Source organism: Agromyces sp. NPDC057679 (assembly GCF_042799635.1).
In the GTDB taxonomy this organism is placed as follows: Bacteria; Actinomycetota; Actinomycetes; order Actinomycetales; family Microbacteriaceae; genus Agromyces.
This window is the reverse complement of sequence record NZ_JBHVIK010000001.1, coordinates 386,300-405,440: the sequence shown is the minus strand read 5'-3', so window position 1 is coordinate 405,440 and position 19,141 is coordinate 386,300. Positions and strand designations below refer to the sequence as shown.

The 19,141-nt window shown below is 71.1% G+C and carries 16 protein-coding genes; 14 read left to right on the top strand and 2 right to left on the bottom strand.

The features are described 5' to 3' along the window. Positions 1 to 2: 2 nt before the first annotated feature. Both ACFVAJ_RS01835 and ACFVAJ_RS01830 read right to left on the bottom strand, forming a co-directional pair. The gene (locus tag ACFVAJ_RS01835) at positions 3 to 386 is read right to left on the bottom strand and encodes a DUF2304 domain-containing protein (RefSeq protein WP_376941093.1); all 384 of its coding nucleotides are present in this window, start codon (positions 384 to 386) and stop codon (positions 3 to 5) included. Between the two features lie 2 nt (positions 387 to 388). Further along, complete coding sequence (locus ACFVAJ_RS01830; RefSeq protein WP_376941092.1) at positions 389 to 1,099, bottom strand: glycosyltransferase family 2 protein; 711 nt, start codon at positions 1,097 to 1,099, stop codon at positions 389 to 391. A gap of 68 nt (positions 1,100 to 1,167) precedes the next feature. Here ACFVAJ_RS01830 and ACFVAJ_RS01825 point away from each other — a divergent pair, with 68 nt between their 5' ends. The 14 genes from ACFVAJ_RS01825 (at position 1,168) to ACFVAJ_RS01760 (ending at position 19,104) form a co-directional block, all read left to right on the top strand. Next, entirely contained in the window at positions 1,168 to 1,776 is a 609-nt protein-coding gene (locus tag ACFVAJ_RS01825) for an acyltransferase (RefSeq protein WP_376941091.1), read from the top strand. After that, positions 1,773 to 2,873, top strand: a complete 1,101-nt coding sequence (locus tag ACFVAJ_RS01820) for a DegT/DnrJ/EryC1/StrS family aminotransferase (RefSeq protein WP_376941090.1) — start codon at positions 1,773 to 1,775, stop codon at positions 2,871 to 2,873. The genes ACFVAJ_RS01825 and ACFVAJ_RS01820 overlap by 4 nt, the downstream gene beginning before the upstream one ends. After that, the gene (locus ACFVAJ_RS01815; RefSeq protein WP_376941089.1) at positions 2,873 to 3,859 is read left to right on the top strand and encodes a Gfo/Idh/MocA family oxidoreductase; all 987 of its coding nucleotides are present in this window, start codon (positions 2,873 to 2,875) and stop codon (positions 3,857 to 3,859) included. Before ACFVAJ_RS01820 ends, ACFVAJ_RS01815 begins: the two co-directional genes overlap by 1 nt. A 2-nt stretch (positions 3,860 to 3,861) precedes the next feature. After that, a complete protein-coding gene (locus tag ACFVAJ_RS01810; protein ID WP_376941088.1) occupies positions 3,862 to 5,025 on the top strand; it encodes a glycosyltransferase family 4 protein in 1,164 nt (387 codons plus the stop codon). Beyond that, complete coding sequence (locus ACFVAJ_RS01805; protein WP_376941087.1) at positions 5,018 to 6,220, top strand: hypothetical protein; 1,203 nt, start codon at positions 5,018 to 5,020, stop codon at positions 6,218 to 6,220. Before ACFVAJ_RS01810 ends, ACFVAJ_RS01805 begins: the two co-directional genes overlap by 8 nt. Before the next feature lie 90 nt (positions 6,221 to 6,310). After that, on the top strand, positions 6,311 to 8,056 hold the full coding sequence (locus tag ACFVAJ_RS01800; protein WP_376942454.1) for an ABC transporter ATP-binding protein: 1,746 nt from the start codon (positions 6,311 to 6,313) through the stop codon (positions 8,054 to 8,056). After that, the gene (locus ACFVAJ_RS01795) at positions 8,049 to 9,224 is read left to right on the top strand and encodes a glycosyltransferase family 1 protein (protein WP_376941086.1); all 1,176 of its coding nucleotides are present in this window, start codon (positions 8,049 to 8,051) and stop codon (positions 9,222 to 9,224) included. Before ACFVAJ_RS01800 ends, ACFVAJ_RS01795 begins: the two co-directional genes overlap by 8 nt. Positions 9,225 to 9,237: 13 nt before the next feature. Next, positions 9,238 to 10,470: a hypothetical protein gene (locus ACFVAJ_RS01790; protein ID WP_376941085.1), complete on the top strand. Its 1,233-nt coding sequence runs from the start codon at positions 9,238 to 9,240 to the stop codon at positions 10,468 to 10,470. A gap of 10 nt (positions 10,471 to 10,480) precedes the next feature. Next, a complete protein-coding gene (locus ACFVAJ_RS01785) occupies positions 10,481 to 11,578 on the top strand; it encodes a glycosyltransferase (protein WP_376941084.1) in 1,098 nt (365 codons plus the stop codon). A gap of 59 nt (positions 11,579 to 11,637) precedes the next feature. Next, positions 11,638 to 12,705: a non-hydrolyzing UDP-N-acetylglucosamine 2-epimerase gene (gene wecB / locus ACFVAJ_RS01780; protein ID WP_376941083.1), complete on the top strand. Its 1,068-nt coding sequence runs from the start codon at positions 11,638 to 11,640 to the stop codon at positions 12,703 to 12,705. A gap of 42 nt (positions 12,706 to 12,747) precedes the next feature. Next, complete coding sequence (locus tag ACFVAJ_RS01775) at positions 12,748 to 14,049, top strand: nucleotide sugar dehydrogenase (RefSeq protein ID WP_376941082.1); 1,302 nt, start codon at positions 12,748 to 12,750, stop codon at positions 14,047 to 14,049. Further along, positions 14,046 to 15,197 carry a UDP-galactopyranose mutase gene (glf, locus tag ACFVAJ_RS01770; RefSeq protein ID WP_376941081.1) on the top strand — a complete coding sequence of 384 codons (1,152 nt, stop codon included), beginning with the start codon at positions 14,046 to 14,048 and terminating at the stop codon, positions 15,195 to 15,197. Before ACFVAJ_RS01775 ends, glf begins: the two co-directional genes overlap by 4 nt. A 103-nt stretch (positions 15,198 to 15,300) precedes the next feature. Beyond that, positions 15,301 to 17,160 carry a cell wall-binding repeat-containing protein gene (locus ACFVAJ_RS01765; protein WP_376941080.1) on the top strand — a complete coding sequence of 620 codons (1,860 nt, stop codon included), beginning with the start codon at positions 15,301 to 15,303 and terminating at the stop codon, positions 17,158 to 17,160. 36 nt (positions 17,161 to 17,196) lie between these two features. Then, positions 17,197 to 19,104 (top strand): cell wall-binding repeat-containing protein, encoded by a 1,908-nt coding sequence (locus ACFVAJ_RS01760; RefSeq protein WP_376941079.1) that lies wholly within the window; start codon positions 17,197 to 17,199, stop codon positions 19,102 to 19,104. The last annotated feature ends 37 nt before the right edge of the window (positions 19,105 to 19,141 follow it).

The following is a 19,141-nucleotide window of genomic DNA, read 5'->3' as shown; positions in this document are numbered from 1 at the left end:
GGTCACTCCGGACGCCCGGCGCGCTCCGTGCCGGGCGCCTGCTCCCCGGCGTCGCGATCCTCCGCAGCGGCGCGCGAGAGCGTGATCTCGCGAGCGAGCTGCGTGATGCGGCGGTTCGTCGCGACGTTCCGGCGGTAGCTCGTCGCCACCGTGATGAGGAAGGCGAGCACGAGCGCGTAGAGGAGCAGGTCTGCGCCGCGTCCGACGCCGATCGTGTTCGCGAGCCAGCTGAGCCACTGGGGGAACAGGATCGAGATGACGGCGACGAGCACGAACAGGGCCATGAAGAGGCGACGGAGGGCCAGGTGGCGGTCGCCGCCCGTGGGGCGCGCGAGGAACAGGCCCACGGCGATGACGCCGATGACGAGGAGGATCTGGATGATCATGGTCAGCGCACCAGCAGGTCGACGAGGATGTTCACGGAGTTGAGCACGGACTGGCCCTTCGCCTTCGAGTAGTCGGTGTAGAGGAGTTCGACCGGATACTCGCGCCACGGGAGGCCGGTGCGGCCGAGCTTCAGCACGATCTCGGTCGCGTGGGCCATGCGGTCCTGTTCGAGAGTGATCTTCGATGCGGCATCGGCACGGATGACGCGGAGACCGTTGTGCGCATCGGTGAGGCGCAGCCCGGTGGTCATGTTGGTCACCCAGACGGCCGTCTTCAGGATGACGCGCTTGATGATGCCCGGGTTCGTGCGCTTGTCGAGGAAGCGCGAGCCGAAGACGATCGCGACGTCGTCGCGGTCGGCGAGATCGAGCATCTCGAGGACGTCCTGGACGCGGTGCTGCCCATCGGCGTCGAAGGTCACGATGAACCTCGTGTGCGGGAGCGTCAGCGCGTACGAGATGCCCGTCTGGAGCGCGGCCCCCTGCCCGAGGTTGAACGGATGGTGGAGCACGCGGGCGCCCGCTGCGCGAGCCGCCTCGGCCGACCCGTCGCTCGAGCCGTCGTCGATGCAGACGATGTGGTCGAAGTGCGCCTGGAGCCCCTCGATCACGCCGCCGATGACCGGAGCCTCGTTGTAGAGGGGGATCACGATCGTGGTGTCGGAGGCGTGTCGTCGGGGGCTCTCGGGGGGGTGCACCGAGGAAGAGTCCATCAGGCCATTCTGTCAGAAGGCGTTACGCTTGATCTTCGGTCCCGGCAGTCGAACGGAATGAGGAGCCCGTGAAGAGAACCCCCGATGTGCGGGTGGTCGATTCGGCCGACGTCGCCGACACCGCGGTGATCGGGTCGGGCAGCTCGATCTGGCATCTCGCCCAGGTGCGCGAAGGCGCCGTGCTCGGCGAGAACTGCGTCGTCGGCCGCGGCGCCTACATCGGCACCGGCGTGCGATTGGGCGACAACTGCAAGGTGCAGAACTACGCGCTCGTCTACGAGCCGGCGCAGCTCGCCGACGGCGTCTTCATCGGGCCCGCGGTCGTGCTGACCAACGACACCTACCCGCGCGCGATCAACCCCGACGGCTCGCAGAAGAGCGCCGACGACTGGGAGGCCGTCGGCGTCACCGTGGAGCGCGGTGCGGCGATCGGAGCCCGCGCCGTGTGCGTCGCCCCGGTCACGATCGGGGCGTGGTCGACGATCGCCGCGGGCGCGGTCGTGACGAAGGACGTCCCGCCGCACGCGCTCATGGCCGGCGTCCCTGCACGACAGATCGGGTGGGTCGGCCGGTCGGGTCGGCGGCTCGAAGAGACTTCAGACGGATTCACGTGCCCCGCCACCGGGGAACGCTATCGACTGATCGACGGCAATCTCAGAGGAGAATCAGACGCATGACCGAGGCTTTCATCCCACCGGCGAAGCCCATCATCGGCGACGAGGAGCGGGAGGCCGTCGATCGCGTGCTCCGGTCCGGCATGGTCGCCCAGGGCCCTGAGGTGGCCGCTTTCGAGGCCGAGTTCGCCGAGGTCATCGCCGGCGGACGCGTGAGCGTCGCCGTGAACTCGGGCACCTCCGGCCTCCATCTCGGGCTCCTCGCTGCGGGCATCGGCCCGGGCGACGAGGTCATCGTGCCGTCGTTCACGTTCGCCGCGACCGCGAACTCGGTCGCGCTGTCCGGCGCCACGCCCGTCTTCGCCGACATCGAGCCCGAGCAGTTCACGCTGAGCGCGGAGGCCGTCGAGGCGGCCATCACCCCGCGCACCGCCGCGGTCATGCCCGTGCACCTGTACGGGCACCCCGCCGCGATGCACGAGCTCGGAGCCGTCGCCGACAAGCACGGCATCGCCGTCTTCGAGGACGCGGCGCAGGCGCATGCCGCCGAGCTCGACGGCCGGCGCGTCGGCACGTTCGGCAGCTTCGCGATGTTCAGCCTCTACCCGACGAAGAACATGACGAGCGGCGAGGGCGGCATGGTGTCGTGCGCGACGCCGGAGATCGAGCGCATGATGCGTCTCCTGCGGAACCAGGGCATGGAGCGCCAGTACGCGAACGAGGTGATCGGGTTCAACGCCCGGATGACCGACATCCACGCGGCGATCGGCCGCGTGCAGCTCACCAAGATCGACGGGTGGACGGAGGCTCGACGTGCGAACGCGGCATTCCTCGACCGCGAGCTGCGCGGCGTGACGGTGCCCCCGGTCGCGCCCGGCGCGAAGCACGTCTACCACCAGTACACGATCCGCGTCGCCGACGACCGCGACGGCTTCGCGGCGGCGCTCCGCGAGGAGCACAACGTCGGATCCGGCGTGTACTACCCGATTCCGAACCATCGGCTCGCGTCGCTCGAACGGTACGCCCCGGGCCTCGACCTGCCCGAGACCGAGCGCGCGGCTGCCGAGGTCGTCTCCCTGCCCGTGCATCCCTCGCTCGGCCAGGCGGAGCTCGACCGGATCGTGAACGCCGTCAACGCCGTGGCCGGGGCGGGCGCCTGATGGCCGCGCTGCGAGCGGGCCTCCTCGGCGTCGGCATGATGGGTCGGCACCACGCGCGCGTCATGCGCGACGTCGACGGCATCGACCTCGTCGCGATCGCCGATCCCGGTGGCGACCCCCACGGCGTCGCGGGCGAACTGCCGATCCTCCCCGACATCGAGTCGCTCATCGATGCGGGCGTCGACCTCGCGGTCGTCGCGGTTCCGACGCAGTTCCACGAGGATGCCGCGCTGAAGCTCGCGGCCGCCGGCGTGCACACGCTCGTCGAGAAGCCCATCGCCCACTCGGTCGAGGCCGGGCGCCGGATGACCGCTGCGTTCACCGACGCGGGGCTCGTCGGCGCGGTCGGACACATCGAGCGCTTCAACCCCGCGCTCCAGGAGCTGCGTCGCCGTATCGCCCAGGGCGACGCCGGCGAGGTGTTCCAGATCGCCACACGTCGCCAGGGGCCGTTCCCCGCCCGGATCGCGGACGTCGGCGTCGGCAAGGACCTCGCCTCGCACGACATCGACCTCACGGCGTGGGTCGCGCAGAGCGACTACGTCTCCGTCTCGGCGCAGACCACGTACCGCAGCGGACGCGAGCACGAGGACATGATCGCCGCGACCGGCAGGCTCGCGAACGGCGTGATCACGAACCACCTCGTGAACTGGCTGAGCCCGATGAAGGAGCGGCTGACGATCGTGACCGGTGAGAAGGGCGCCTTCGTGGCCGACACCGCGACCGGCGACCTGACCTTCCACGCGAACGGCACCTTCCCGCTCGAATGGGAGTCGATCTCGGCATTCCGCGGGGTCTCCGAGGGCGATGTCACCCGGTTCGCGTTCGCCAAGCGGGAGCCGCTCCGGGTCGAGCACGAGGCGTTCCGCGACGCCGTGCTCGGGCGGCCGAGCGAAGTCGTCACGATGGAACAGGGACTGCGCACGCTCATGGTCGTCGAGGCCGCGCTCGAATCCGCCCGCACGGCGGAGACCGTCGTCATCTGACGATGCGCGTCTCGGTCGTCACCCGCATCTACGAGCCCGAACCTGCGGCCGCATCGTTCCGTCTCGCCGCGCTCGTCGAGGCGTTCGCCCGCGGCGGCGATGAGGTCGACGTGGTCACGGTGCGCCCGCCGCGCGGCCTCGAGGCCGATTCGCCGACGGACCCGCGTGTCCGGGTCCGACGTGCACCGGTGCTCCGCGATCGAGCGGGATACGTGCGCGGCTACCTCCAGTACCTGAGCTTCGACGTCCCGGCCTTCTTCAGACTCCTGTTCGCCCGTCGCTCGGATGCGGTGGTGATCGAGCCCCCGCCGACGACGGGGTTCTTCATGCGCATCGCCTGCGCGATGCGCCGCACGCCGTACGTGTACTACGCGGCCGACGTCTGGTCGGACGCCACGGAGTCGACGAACGCCCCTGCCGCCGTGGTCGGCGCGGTGCGCTGGCTGGAACGGCGCGCTCTCCGCGGCGCCTCGGCGGTCATCGCGGTGACCGACGGCGTCGCGGCGAAGGTTCGCGAACTCGCACCGCGGGCCGACGTCACGGTCGTGCCGAACGGGATCGACACGCGTGTCTTCACCCCCGACGGCCCGCGTCGCGACGAGCCGGCATGGGGCGTCTACGCCGGAACGACGAGTGAATGGCAGGGAGCCGACGTGTTCATCCGCGCGATGCCGCGGGTGCTCGAGGCGATGCCGGATGCGACGATCGCCTTCGTGGGACAGGGCAGCGCCTGGTCCGCGCTCAAGGGGCTCGCGGCGGAGATCGCACCCGATGCCGTCCGATTCGTCGAATCCGTCCCGCCGCACGAGGCGGCGGCCTGGCTGCGCTCGGCGCGCGCCGGTCTCGTGAGCCTGAAGCCGGGTCAGGGCTACGACTTCGCCCTCCCCACGAAGGTGCTCGCCTCCGCGGCGTCGGGGACGCCGGTGATCTTCGCCGGAGTCGGGACGGGCGCCGAATACGTCGAGGCCGAGCGGATCGGGACGTCGGTCGTCTACGACGCCGAGACCGTGGCCGCCGCGATGCTCGAGGCGTTCGCGCACGACCCGTCGGACGAGGCGCGGCGGGCACTCGGCACCTGGGCGCGCGAGCGCGCGTCGTCCGAGGCCAGGGCGGGATCCGCCGCCGAGGTCGTGCGCGGCGCCGCCCGGCGGGCGGACGATGCCTAGTCCCGTCGCCGCGGCGCGACGACTGGCCGGTCGAGCGGTGCTCGCGCTGCCCGATACGGTCGCCGAGCGCGCGTTCTCCAGGGTGATCGGGTACGGTCCGGGCGATGTGCCGCGCCCCATCCAGGCACCCGAGGGAGCGGTGCGCCTGCTCATCGCCCCGGCCAACTACGCGGCGCAGGGCCGTCGCTGGGCCCGGGCGGCCGGGAGGATCCCCGGCGTGGCTGCGATGAACCTGCAGTTCACCGGACCGAACGGCGGGTTCGCCGCCGACGCATCCGTGCCCGCGGGCGTCGTCGCACGCTCGCGACGCTGGAGCGACGGGCAGTGGCGCGCGGTGCGCGGCTTCACGCACGTGCTCGTCGAGGCCGAGCGGCCGATCCTCGGGCGCCGGTTCTCGGGCGACGTGCGACGAGAGGTGCGGTCGATGCTCGACGCCGGCATCTCGGTCGGCTTCATCTCGCACGGCAGCGACCTGCGCCTCCCGAGCCGGCACGTCGCCGACAGCGAGTGGTCGCCGTTCGGCGACGAGAGCTGGGAGTTGCGCGAGACGCTCGAAGCGGTCGCGGCGGAGAACGCCCGGATCATCGACGAGTTCGACCTCCCGGTCTTCGTGGCGACGCCCGAGTTGCTCGCCGACGCGCCCGGCGCCCGCTGGCTGCCGAACCTCGTCGAGCCCGACGACTGGGCGACCGACGCGCCCGTCCTCGAGGCGGCACGAGTGCGCGTGCTGCACGCCCCGACCAACGCGGTCATCAAGGGCAGCGCACTCGTGGAGCCGGCGCTCGAGCGACTCCAGGCCGAGGGACTCGTGGACTACGCGCGCGTCGAGGGGGTGCCGGCGGGCGAGATGCGCGATCGCTACGCGGCCGCCGACGTCGTCCTCGACCAGTTCCGGCTCGGCATCTACTCGACGACGTCGATCGAGGCGATGGCGGCCGGGCGTCTCGTCGTCGCCCGGTTGAGCGATGACGTGCGCGAGCACGTCGCATCCGTGGTCGGGGAGGAACCGCCCATCGTCCAGGCCGATCCCGACTCGCTGGAAGACGTGTTGCGCGACATCGCCGATCGGCGCGCGCACTACGCGGCGATCGCCGCCGCGGGCCCCTCGTTCGTGCGTCGGGCGCACGGCGACGAGGCGGCCGCCGCGGTGCTGCGCGAGTTCCTCGTCGGCGGCGTCACAGGCGCCCGGTACTAGGCTGGCTTCGCCACCCGCTCGGGTCGGCGAGAATCCGGAGGGACCCGTTTGCTGTCGATGTTCGCCGTCGCGAGACGGGTCTTGCGGCTCATGCCGCACGGCGCCTACGGCTTCTACTTCGCCTACATCGTCGCGACGAGTTCGCTCAGCGCGCTCGACATCGTGTCGATGGGCCTGCTGTCGCTCGTCCTGGCGCCGACGCTCTCGGGCTCGCCCGTCGTGCTGCCGCTGTTCGGGGAGTTCCCGCCGGAGTCGGCGGTCTGGTTCATCCTCATCGCGTGCGCGCTCATCGTCGTCAAGGGCGTGATCGCCGTGTTCCTGCACTGGCGCGCGACGCGGCGCTTCGCCAGGTACGAGCTCGAGGTCGGCGACCGGCTGCTCGCCGGGTACACCGAACTCGCCTGGACGGAGCGTTCGGCGAAGACGACGTCGGACATCACGCGCGTCGCCGACTCTGGCATCGCGAACACCATCATGGGCTTCCTCCTCCCGCTCTCGGGCATCCCCGCGAACATCCTCACCTTCGCGGCGGTGAGCCTCGTGCTCGTCGTCTCCGAGCCGATCGGCGCGATCGTCGTCACGGTGTACCTCGGGATCATCGCCTACCTGCTCTTCGCGGTCATCTCGCGCAAGGCACTCGTCGCCGGACGGGTCAACCGCGAGTACGCCTACCGCGCCGCCGCCGTCATCACCGAGCTGGTCGAAGCGCTCAAGGAGGTCACCCTCCGCGGCCGACTCGGCGAGGTCCGCGACATGGTGCGCGGGCTCCGCTCGCACGCCACCCGGGCGCGTGCGAACATCTCGTTCCTCGCCATCGTGCCGAAGTACGTGATCGAGGCGGCGCTCATCGGCGGGCTCCTGCTGATCGGGGGCGTCTCCTACCTCACCGGCGGCCTCGACTCGGCGGTCGCCGCGGTCGCGCTGTTCGCAGTGACCGGGTTCCGGCTGATTCCGGCGATCACCGGTGTGCAGGGCGCGCTGACGCAGGCCGCCGCCAACGTGGTGCACGCCGAGAACGTGATCGACGACATCGGCTCGGCCGCGCACGCCGTGCACGAGAAGGAGCCGGCCGACACCGCGGTGCTGCCCGAGTCCCCTTCGAAGCTCGTGCTCGACGACGTGCACTTCGCGTATCCGGGCGCCGAGCGCCCCGCACTCGACGGCGTCTCGCTCGAGATCCCGTTCGGGTCGACCTTCGGCGTCGCGGGGCCGTCGGGCGCCGGCAAGTCGACGCTCATCGACATCCTGCTCGGGCTCGCCGCGCCGTCGTCGGGCTCGGTTCGCATCGACGGTGTGGACGTCTCTGCCGCCACCCGCGCGTGGCGATCCTCGGTCGCGTACGTTCCCCAGCACGTCGCGCTCTTCGCCGGCAGCGTCGCGCAGAACGTGGCGCTCACCTGGGGCGATGACATCGACGACGAGCGGGTCGACGCCGCGCTCGAGCGGGCGCAGCTCGCCGAGTTCATCGCCCAGCGGGGCGGAATCCACACGGCGGTCGGCGAACGCGGTCTCGATCTCTCCGGCGGCCAGCGGCAGCGACTCGGCATCGCGCGCGCCCTCTACGCGGCGCCGCGGGTGCTCGTGCTCGACGAGGCCACGAGCGCCCTCGACGGCCGCACGGAGGAGTCGGTCGCCAAGGCCATCCGCGGCCTGCGGGGCGAGGTGACCGTGATCTCGGTCGCCCACCGGCTCTCGACGATCCGCACCTTCGATCGCATCGCCTACCTCGCTGACGGTCGCGTGGTCGACACGGGTGCCTTCGACGAGTTGCAGCGGCGCGTCCCCGAGTTCCGTCAGCAGGCGCGACTCGCCGGACTGGAGGTCAACGATGCCTGAGCGGCCCCGGATGCTGATCCTGTCGCTCTCACCGCTCGCGAGCGACGCACGGGTCCTGAAGCAGATCCGCGGTTTCGCGCGCGAGTACGAGGTCACGACGTGCGGATTCGGTCCTTCGCCGCATCCCCACGTCGAGCACCTCGAGATCACGCGGGCGTCGGCGCCGCGGCCCACGCGAGCCGGTCGCCTCCTCGGCGAGGTGCGCACGGTGCTCCGTCGCTACCGGCGTCTGTACTGGTCCAACAGCGACGTCCGCGAAGCGGACGCGCTCCTCGAGGGGCGCGCGTTCGACGTCGTGCTCGCGAACGACCTCGACACCGCACCGCTGGCGATGAAGCACTTCCCGCCGTCGCGGGTCCATCTCGACCTGCATGAGTACTGGCCGCGGCTTCGCGACGAGGACCGCAAGTGGATGTTGTTCAGAGGCCCGTACTACTCGTGGCTCTGCCGGCGGTACGCCGCCCGCGCCGCATCGACGACGACCGTCGGCCGGCGCATCGCCGCCGAGTACGCGCGACGCTTCGGCTTCGAACCCGAGCTCGTGCTGAACGCGAGTCCCGGCAAGGACCTGCGCCCCGGACCGGTGACCGAGCCCGTGCGACTCGTCTTCAGCGGGGTCGCCGATCGGACGCGCGGGCTCGAGACGATCATCGGGGCGGTCGCGGCGACGAGCTCCGACCTCACGCTCGACCTGTTCCTCGTGCCGGGCCCGCCCGCGTACATGGACGAGCTCCGCGCGCTGGCCGGGCGCAGCGGCTCGAGGGTCGTGATTCGCGAGCCGCTGCCGTACGACGAGCTGGTCGAGGCGCTGAACGGCTACGACCTCGGCGTGTACATGCCGGTCATGCGCGGCTTCAACTCGGTCAACGCCCTCCCGAACAAGCTGTTCGACTTCGCGCAGGCCCGCCTCGGCATCCTGGTCGGGCCCGCGCCCGAGATGTCCGCGATGGTCCGCGAAGAGGGGATCGGCGAGGTCGTGCCGGGCACGGAGGTCGCCGATCTCGTGAAGATCCTCGACCGGCTCGCCGTCGACGAGGTCGCCGCGTGGAAGCAGCACGCCGACGCCGCCGCCGGTCGGCTCTCGGCGGAACGGCAGCAGCACGTCTGGGAGGCCGCGGTGCGGCGCATCGTCGACGCCGGCCGCACGGCACCGGTGACGGAGCGATGAGAAGGGGATCGGTGTGGGCCTGCAGTCGATGATGGGTGCGGTACTGCGCGACCGCCACCGCCTTCCGCGATTCGTCAACCTCGCGATCGACCACGTCGCCGACCACCCCGACGGCTTCTGGGGTCGGCTCGCGGTGCGTGCGACGGGGCCCGTGAACGCCGCCGACATCCCGGCGCCGACTCCCGCCCCCGACGCGCCGGTCCGCGTCTACATCGGGCCCACGAACTACGCCGGCCAGGGGCACGAGTGGGCGCAGGCACTCACCCGCTCGAGTGAGCGCATCGGCGCCGCGAACATGGCCGTCGACGTGCCGGGCGGGTTCAGCTTCGAGGCCGACACCGTCGTGCCGACAGGCGTCTACGCGCGATCGGCCGAGTGGCAGCGGGCCGAGCTCGACGCCGTCACCCGGTTCAGCCATGTGCTGTTCGAGGCGGAGCGACCGCTCTTCGGACGGCTCTTCGGGCGCGACGTCCGCCGCGAGGCGGCCGAGCTCCGTTCGCGGGGGCTCTCGATCGCGATGATCGGGCACGGCACCGATGTGCGCGTGCCGTCGCGGCATGCCGCTGCCACGCCGTGGTCGCCGTTCCTCGACGACGACCTCTACACCGACAAGCTCGAGCGGGACGCGATCGCGAACATCGCGCTCCTCCGCGAGCTCGGTGCATCGGTGTTCGTGTCGACCCCCGACCTGCTCGACGACGTGCCGTGGGCCGACTGGTGCCCGGTCGTCGTCGACCTCGACCGGTGGTCCCTGCCGCGCGCGTCGCACGACGGACCGCTGCGCGTCGTGCATGCGCCGTCGAAGACGAAGATCAAGGGCACGCACCTCATCGAGCCGGTGCTCGAACGTCTGCACGCCGAGGGCGTCATCGCCTATCGCCGCATCGAAGGCGTGCCCCATGCCGAGATGCCGGGGTTCTTCAGCGAGGCCGATGTCGTGCTCGACCAGTTCCGCCTCGGCTCCTACGGCGTCGCGGCGTGCGAGGCGATGGCAGCGGGCTGCGTGACCGTCGCCCACCTCCTGCCCCACGTCCGCGAGCACATCGAACGCGCGACCGGCGGGCCCGCCCCGCTCGTCGAGGCGACGCCCGACTCGCTCGAGACCGTGCTGCGGGGCCTTGCCGCCGACGGCGATCGACGGGCCGCCCTCGTGAGCGCGGGCCGGGACTTCGTGCGACTCGTGCACGACGGGCGGATGAGCGCAGAGGTGCTGCGAGCGGGTTGGATCGATCGGGCCGACGGATAGGGTCGTCGTCATGCCCGCCCCCTCCGTCGACGTCGTCATCGCCGTGCATTCGCCCGAGCGAGCCATCGAGCGCGCCGTCGCCTCGGTCATCGACGCCCAGTCGCCGACGGCGCGCGCGCTCGTCGTGATCCACAACACCGAGCCCGGTCCGGTCCTCGAACGGCTGCGACCGTGGTCGGGGCATCCCCGGCTCGCTGTGCACGAACTGCACGACGGCATTCCGAGCCCTGCGGGCCCGTTCAATCACGGCATCGCCGCGTCCACCGCCGACTTCTTCGCCGTGATGGGCTCCGACGACGAGCTCGCGCCCGGGGCGATCGATTCGTGGCTCGCGCTGCAGTCGCGCACCCGAGCCGACGTCGTGATCGCCCGCATCCGCAACGACGCCCGGCCGCCGGTCACCGTGCCGTCGCCGCCGGTACGGCTCGGACGCCGGGTCGGCCTCGAGGTGGTCGCGGACCGCCTCGCGTACCGCAACGCACCGCTGGGACTCATCTCGCGCGCCCGGTTCGGGGAGCTGCGATTCACGACCGGGCTGCGGTCGGGGGAGGACATCGCGTTCAGCACCGCCCTGTGGTGCTCGGGCGCCGCCGTCGCCTACGACGCATCGGGGCCGGCGTACATCGTGCACGACGACGCGGAGGTCCGCGTCACCTCGACCGCCCGCCCGGTGCGCGAGGATGTCGCGTTCCTCGCGCCGCTCGTCGGGGGGCCGGTGTTCCGCGCACTGCCCGGGCGGACCCGGATCGCGGTCGCCTGCAAGCTCTTCCGCCTGCATGTCATCGGACTCGTGCTGAACCGCACGTCGTCGTCGTGGACGGAGACCGACCGCCGGGACCTCGCCGACGCCGTCGCGATCGTGACGGCGGCGGCACCCCGGGCGCTCCAGCGGCTCTCGCGCATCGACCGTCGTCTCGTCGAGCTCGCCGCCGACCCGGACTCGCCGGTCGACTCCCTCCTCGCCGCGGCGGCCGCCCGTGGGAGCCAGCGCAGCCTCGGGTCCCTCCTGCCCCGGAATCCGCTGTGGGCGCTCGCCAGGGAGGCGCCGCTCCGTTGGGGACTCGCCTCGATCGCGGTGAGCCGCCGGGGGAGCGCCGCGGATCGCTGATCCCGCGATCCGTCTTCCGTTCACGGATGCCCCGGGTGTCGGCGCTAGGATGGCACCCCGTGAAGATCCTCAGCGTGGTCGGCGCCCGACCGCAGTTCGTGAAACTCGCCCCGATCCACAAGGCGACCGTCGCCGCATCGGTGGAGCACGTCATCGTGCACACCGGCCAGCACTACGACCCGATGCTCTCCGACGTGTTCTTCGACGACCTCGGCATCGGCGCGCCCGATGTGCACCTCGGCGTGGGGTCGGGATCGCACGGCGTGCAGACCGGGGCGATGCTCGGTGCGCTCGACGCCGTGTTCGACGAGCACCGGCCCGACTGGGTGCTCGTGTACGGCGACACGAACTCGACGATCGCGGCGGCTCTGAGCGCCGTGAAGCTGCACATCCCCGTCGCCCACCTCGAGGCCGGGCTCCGTTCGTTCAACCGCCGCATGCCGGAGGAGCACAACCGCGTGCTGACCGACCATGCCGCCGATCTCCTGCTCGCCCCGACCGAGGTCGCCGTCGGGCACCTCGCGAACGAGGGGCTCGCCGACCGCACGGTGCTCGTCGGCGACGTCATGACCGATGTGCTCTATGAGGTGCGGGACGCCGTCGCCTCGACGCCGTCGCCGCTCGTGGCCGGGTCGGGCCTCGAGCCGGGCGGCTACTACGTCTCGACGATCCACCGTGCCGAGAACACCGACGACCCCGCCCGCCTCGCGCAGGTCGTCGCCGGCCTCGCGGCGCTCGACAAGCCCGTGGTGCTGCTCGCGCATCCGCGCGTCGTGGCGAAGGCCGCCGCTGCCGGGATCTCGCTGACCCAGGGCGCGCTCGTCCAGCACGCACCGCTCGCCTACCCCGACCTGATCGCGTCGGTCATGGCGAGCGCCGGCGTCGTGACCGACTCGGGCGGGCTGCAGAAGGAGGCGTTCCTCCTGCGGGTCCCCTGCACCACCGTGCGACCCGAGACCGAGTGGGTCGAGACGGTCGATCTCGGCTGGAACGTCCTCGTCGACACCGCCGAGGAGATCGCGGCGGGCGTCACCCGACCCGCACCGCAGCCGACGGACGTCGCGCCCTACGGCGACGGCCGCGCCGCGGCCCGTGTGATCGAGGTGCTGGCGGACCGCGCACGCTGAGGGCGGTCCTCGGGCATCCGCTCACGCCATAGACTGGAGTTCATGCGTATCGCCGTCGTGGCCCTCGGAAAGATCGGCCTCCCTCTTGCTGTGCAGTTCGCCGACCGGGGCCACGAGGTCATCGGCGTCGACGTCAACCAGGCCGTCGTCGACCTCGTCAACGCCGGCACCGAGCCGTTCCCCGGCGAGGCGCACCTGCAGGAGAAGCTCGGCGCACTCGTGCCGGGCGGCCGTCTCCGGGCCACGACCGACTACGCCGACGCCGTGCCGGGTGCCGACGCCGTCGTCATCGTCGTGCCGCTCTTCGTCGACGACGCCACCTGGGAGCCCGACTTCGCCTGGATGGACGCGGCGACCCGCTCGCTCGCCGAGCACCTCACGCCGGGCACCCTCGTCTCGTACGAGACGACCCTTCCCGTCGGCACGACGCGCGGCCGATGGAAGCCGATGATCGAGGAGATCTCGGGGCTCACCGAGGGGGAGGACTTCCACCTCGTGTTCTCGCCCGAGCGCGTGCTCACCGGGCGCGTCTTCGAAGACCTCCGCAAGTACCCGAAGCTCGTCGGCGGGCTGAGCCCCGAGGGCGGTCGGCGCGCGATCGAGTTCTACGAGGCGGTGCTCGAGTTCGACGAGCGTCCCGACCTCGCCCGCGCCAACGGCGTGTGGGACATGGGTTCGCCCGAGGCATCCGAGATGGCGAAGCTCGCCGAGACGACCTACCGCGACGTGAACATCGGGCTCGCGAACCAGTTCGCGCTCTACGCCGACGAGGTCGGCGTCGACGTGTACTCCGTCATCGAGGCGTGCAACTCGCAGCCGTTCAGCCACATCCACCGGCCCGGCATCGCCGTCGGCGGCCACTGCATCCCGGTGTACCCGCGCCTCTACCTCTCGACCGACCGCGACGCCGAGATCGTGCGCACCGCGCGCGTGCTCAACGCCTCGATGCCCGAGCGACTCGTCGCCCAGGCGGCCGGCATCCTCGGCGACCTCAGCGGGCTCACCGCGGTCGTGTTCGGCGCCGCGTACCGCGGCGGCGTCAAGGAGACGGCGTTCTCGGGCGTCTTCGCGACGGTCGAGGCCCTGGAGTCACGGGGCGCGAAGGTGCTCGTGCACGACCCGCTCTACACCGATGACGAACTCGCCCGCTACGGATGGGCGCCGTACCACCTCGGCGAACCCGCCGATCTCGCGATCGTGCAGGCCGACCACAGTGACTACCGAACGCTCGGAACCGGCGAGGTCCCCGGCGTTCGGCTCCTCGTCGACGGCCGCAACGTGACCGCGGCCGACCGTTGGGTGGGCACACCCCGGCTCGTCATCGGAAACGGAGGTGCACGATGACCGATCTCGTCGTCGTCGGTTCAGGATTCTTCGGGCTCACGATCGCGGAACGCGCGGCGAACGAGCTGGGCCTCACCGTGCAGGTCATCGACCGGCGCGACCACATCGGCGGCAACGCCTACAGCGAGGACGACCCGGCCACGGGCATCGAGGTGCACAAGTACGGCGCGCACCTGTTCCACACCTCGAACGAGAAGGTGTGGGAGTACGTCAACCGCTTCACCGCATTCACCTCGTACCAGCACAAGGTGTACACGAACCACAACGGCGTCGTGTACCCGCTGCCGGTGAACCTCGGCACGATCAACCAGTTCTTCGGCGCGGCCTACTCGCCCGAAGAGGCTCGCGCCCTCATCGCCTCGCAGGCCGACGAGTTCGACACGAAGGCCGCGGCGAACCTCGAGGAGAAGGCGATCTCGCTGATCGGCCGCCCGCTCTACGAGGCGTTCATCCGCGACTACACCGCGAAGCAGTGGCAGACCGACCCGACCGAGCTTCCCGCCGAGGTCATCAGCCGCCTGCCGGTGCGTTACAACTACGACAACCGCTACTTCAACGACACCCACGAGGGCCTGCCGGTCGACGGCTACACGGCGTGGATCGAGCGCATGGCCGACCACCCGAAGATCGACGTCAAGCTCTCGACCGACTTCTTCGACGCGTCGCAGCCGATCAACAAGGCGGCCGTGGTCGGCAACGTGCCCGTGATCTACACGGGTCCCGTCGACCGCTACTTCGACTCGTCGGCCGGTCACCTGAGCTGGCGCACCCTCGACTTCGAGCGCGAGGTCATGCCGGTGGGCGACTACCAGGGCACGTCGGTCATGAACTACGCGGACGCCTCGGTGCCGTTCACCCGCATCCACGAGTTCCGCCACTTCCACCCCGAGCGCGAGTACCCGGCCGACAAGACCATCATCATGCGGGAGTTCTCGCGCTTCGCCGAGCAGGGCGACGAGCCGTACTACCCGGTGAACACGCCCGAAGACCGCGCGGCGCTCCTCGCGTACCGCGAACTGCAGGACGGCGAGCCCGACGTCTACTTCGGCGGCCGACTCGGCACCTACCAGTACCTCGACATGCACATGGCGATCGGTTCGGCGCTCAGCATGTTCCAGAACAAGCTGGTCGAGCGCTTCGCACGATGACCCGGCGGCACTAGGCTCGGTCGCACGGATCCCTGCGTCCGCACAGTTCCACCGGCCCGAACCCGGCGCCGCCGCGGGGTCTCGTCCCGAAGGTGGTGCCGCAGTGAAGCAGCTCGCGATCGCAGTACTCGCCGGCGTGTTCGCCGGGCTCGTCGGCCTCTCGCCGGCGCAGGCCGCCGACTCGCCCGGCCACGACCCCGGCTCGACCGCGACCGAGCAGGCGCTCTACGCCCGGCACATCGCCGGCCAGTCGGCGATCGCCGGTGACCCGATTCCGGGGGAGGCGAGTGGCGAAGCCGACGCCGAGGCCCGCGTCGAGCTCGATCGCTCGCTCTCCGAGGCATCCGGCTCGGCCACCTTCGCCCCGGCCGCCGCGACCGGATTCACCGCAGGCAACCTCATCGCCGATGCCAACTTCTACGACGGCGATGCGATGAGCGAGGCCGCGATCCAGGCGTTCCTCGTCAAGATGGGCGCTGGGTGCACGAGCAGCTCATGCCTCCCGAACTACCGCGAGACGACCCAGGACATCGCCTGGAGCTACGGCGGCTGCGTCGACTACGTGGGCGCGGCGAACGAGTCCGCCGCCCGCATCATCTACAAGGTGCAGCAGGCGTGCCAGCTGAGCGCGAGGGTCATCCTCGTGACGCTCCAGAAAGAGCAGTCGCTGCTCACCAACCGCGAGCCGTCGGCCGCGACGCTCGCGAAGGCGATGGGGTACGGATGCCCCGACGAGAGCTCGTGCGACCCCGAGTACGCCGGGTTCTTCGAGCAGGTCGCGTTCGCGTCGCGGCAGTTGACGTACTACGGCACGGCAGGCAGTACCTTCACCTACTTGAAGGTCGGCGAGTCGAACCGCATCGACTACCACCCGACGGACGCGTGCGGGGCGTCCGGCGTCGTCATCGCCAACCGGGCCACCGCCGCGCTCTACTACTACACGCCGTTCCAGCCCAACGCCGCGGCCATCAAGAACGTCTACGGCTCGGGTGACGCGTGCTCGTCGTACGGCAACCGCAACTTCTGGCGGATGTACACCGACTGGTTCGGCGATCCGCGCGGCGGCGCCGCCATGACGGTCTCGCGCCTGCAGGGTGCGGACCGCTACGCGACCGCAGCGGCGATCTCGAAGGCGTCCTATCCGACGCCCGGTGTTCCGGTCGTCTACGTCGCCGCCGGGCTCGAGTTCGCCGACGCCCTCGCGGCCGCGCCCGCCGCCGCCCACAAGGGCGGCCCGCTGCTGCTCTCGGCGACGTCATCGCTGCCCGCGTCGACGCTCGCCGAGCTCAAGCGGCTCGCGCCGAAGCAGATCGTGATCGTCGGCGGGACCGGGGCGATCGGCGGCGCCGTCGCGACTGCGCTCGGCAAGGTGGCCCCGACGAAGCGCATCGGAGGAGCCGATCGCTACGACACCTCCCGCCGGATCGCCGCGGACGCCTTCGGATCGGCGAAGACCGCCTACGTCGCGACGGGCCGCGACTTCCCCGACGGACTGAGCGCCGGTGCCGCAGCCGGGGCCCTCGATGTGCCGATCGTGCTCGTCGACGGGAAGGCGCGCACCGCCGGCACCGCGACCGTGTCGCTGCTGAAGAAGCTCGGCGTCGCGGAGGTGCGTATCGCCGGCGGCACGGGTGTCGTCTCGTCGGGCGTGCAGTCGTCCCTCGCCGCCGCGTTCACGGTCAAGCGGTACGCGGGCGCAGACCGCTATTCGACGAGCGCGGCCGTCAACTCCGTCTTCGGCACGACCGCGAACGCGTACCTCGCGACGGGTGCCGCGTTCCCCGACGCGCTGTCGGGGGCCGCGGCGGCGGGCGCCGCAGCCGACCCGCTGCTGCTGACGCAGCCGTCCTGCGTGCCGCCGGTGATCCGGACGGCGATCTACGCCAAGGGCACGACCGCGATCACGCTGATCGGCGGCATGGGAGCCCTGGGCGATCGCGTGGCCAAGCTAGTGTCGTGTTGAGTCGCCGGTTCGGGCGGCGCCTCGGGGGAGTGCACCATGTTGAAGACAACCATCGTCGGGATCATCACAGGGGCGGTGCTGGCCGCGTCGTTCACATTGCCGGCCGCGGCCGAGGAGGTGGCGGCTGAGCCGACCGCTCAGGCCGTCGGAGCAGCGACGCTTCCGGCGTCGGTTCCGGAAGCCGGTGACGACACCGTCGACGAGCGAAGTCTGTACGAGGCGCACCTGGCCGAACAGGCGGCAAAGGCGGGCGACGAGGCTCCGGGCGATGCTGCGGCGGCGGCCGAGCGGCAGGTCGAGCTCGATGCGACGGCCTCGGATGCCGCCGTGGACGGGCAATTCTCGGCGACCGCGGCCTCGCCGTTCACCGCGGGCAACCTCATCTCCAACGCGAACTTCCGCAACGGTGCGGCGATGACCGAGGCCGAGATCCAGGCGTTCCTCCAGCGAATGGTCGGCACCTGCGCGAGTTCGTCCTGCCTCGCACGGCTCAAGATGGACACGCCCACGCGCACCTGGAGCTTCGGCACCTGCGCGACCTATCCGGGCGCGCGAGGCGAGTCGGCGGCGCGGGTGATCTACAAGGTGCAGCGCGCCTGCGGGCTCAGCGCCAAGGTCATCCTCGTCACCCTGCAGAAGGAGCAGTCGCTGCTCACCGACCCCGCTCCGACGTCCGGGGTGCTGCGCAAGGCGATGGGCTACGGGTGCCCCGACACCGCGTCGTGCGACTCCACGTACTACGGCTTCTTCAACCAGGTGTTCGCTGCAGCGCGCCAACTCACCTGGTACGGAAATCCCGGGGGTTCGTTCACGTGGATCAAGGTCGGCCAAGCCAACCGGATCCAGTACAACCCCGCCACGAGCTGCGGATCGTCGCTCGTCACGGTCAAGAACGCCGCGACCGCCGCCCTCTACTACTACACGCCGTACCAGCCGAACGCGGCGGCGCTCGCCAATCTGTACGGCACGGGTGACGGTTGCTCGGCCTACGGAAACCGCAACTTCTGGCGCATGTACCGCGACTGGTTCGGCGACCCGCGGGTCGATACGGCCATCCCGGTCACGCGGCTCGAAGGCGAAGACCGCTACCAGACCGCGGCATCCATCTCGAGGGCGAGCTTCCCCACAGCGGGCGTGCCCGTCGCCTACCTCGCGTCGGGCGGCGACTTCGCCGACGCGCTCTCGGCCGCGCCCGCGGCCGCGAAGCAGGGCGGTCCGCTGCTGCTGACGCTGAAGTCGTCGGTGCCGGCCTCGACCCTCGCCGAGCTGAAGCGCCTGAAACCGAAGCAGATCGTCGTCGTCGGAGGCACCGGTGTCATCTCGAACGGGGTCGCGAGCGCGGTCGGCGCGGTCGCGCCGGTCAGCCGCATCGGCGGCACCGATCGCTACGACACGTCGCGGCGGCTCGCGGACCACGCCTTCGACACTGCGGCCGTCGCGTACATCGCCACGGGACGCGACTACCCCGACGGGCTGACCGCCGGGGCGGCCGCGGGTTCGATCGGTGCGCCCGTCGTGCTCCTCGACGGGCGCTCGAGCACGGTCGACGCTGCGACGAGATCGCTCCTCGACGCGCTCGGCGTCGGCGAGGTCCGCATCGCCGGCGGCACGGGAGTCGTGTCGTCGGGCGTGCAGTCGAAGCTCGCCGAGCAACGCACGGTGAAGCGGTACGCGGGTGCCGATCGGTACGCGACCGGCGTGGCCGTGAACTCGATCTTCGCGACGAGTGCGAACGCGTTCGTGGCGACCGGGCTCTCCTACCCCGACGCCCTCAGCGGCGCGGCCGCGGCGGGGCGCGCGAAGCAACCGCTGTACCTCACCCGTGGTACCTGCGTGCCGAGCGCGGTTCGCGCCGCACTGCTCAAGCAGCAGGCGACCTCGCTCACGCTCCTCGGCGGGCCGGGTGCGTTGAGCGATCGAGTGGCGCGGCTCGTGCTCTGCTGAACGGCGCACCGGGCACGGCGGATCATCGCCGTGCCCG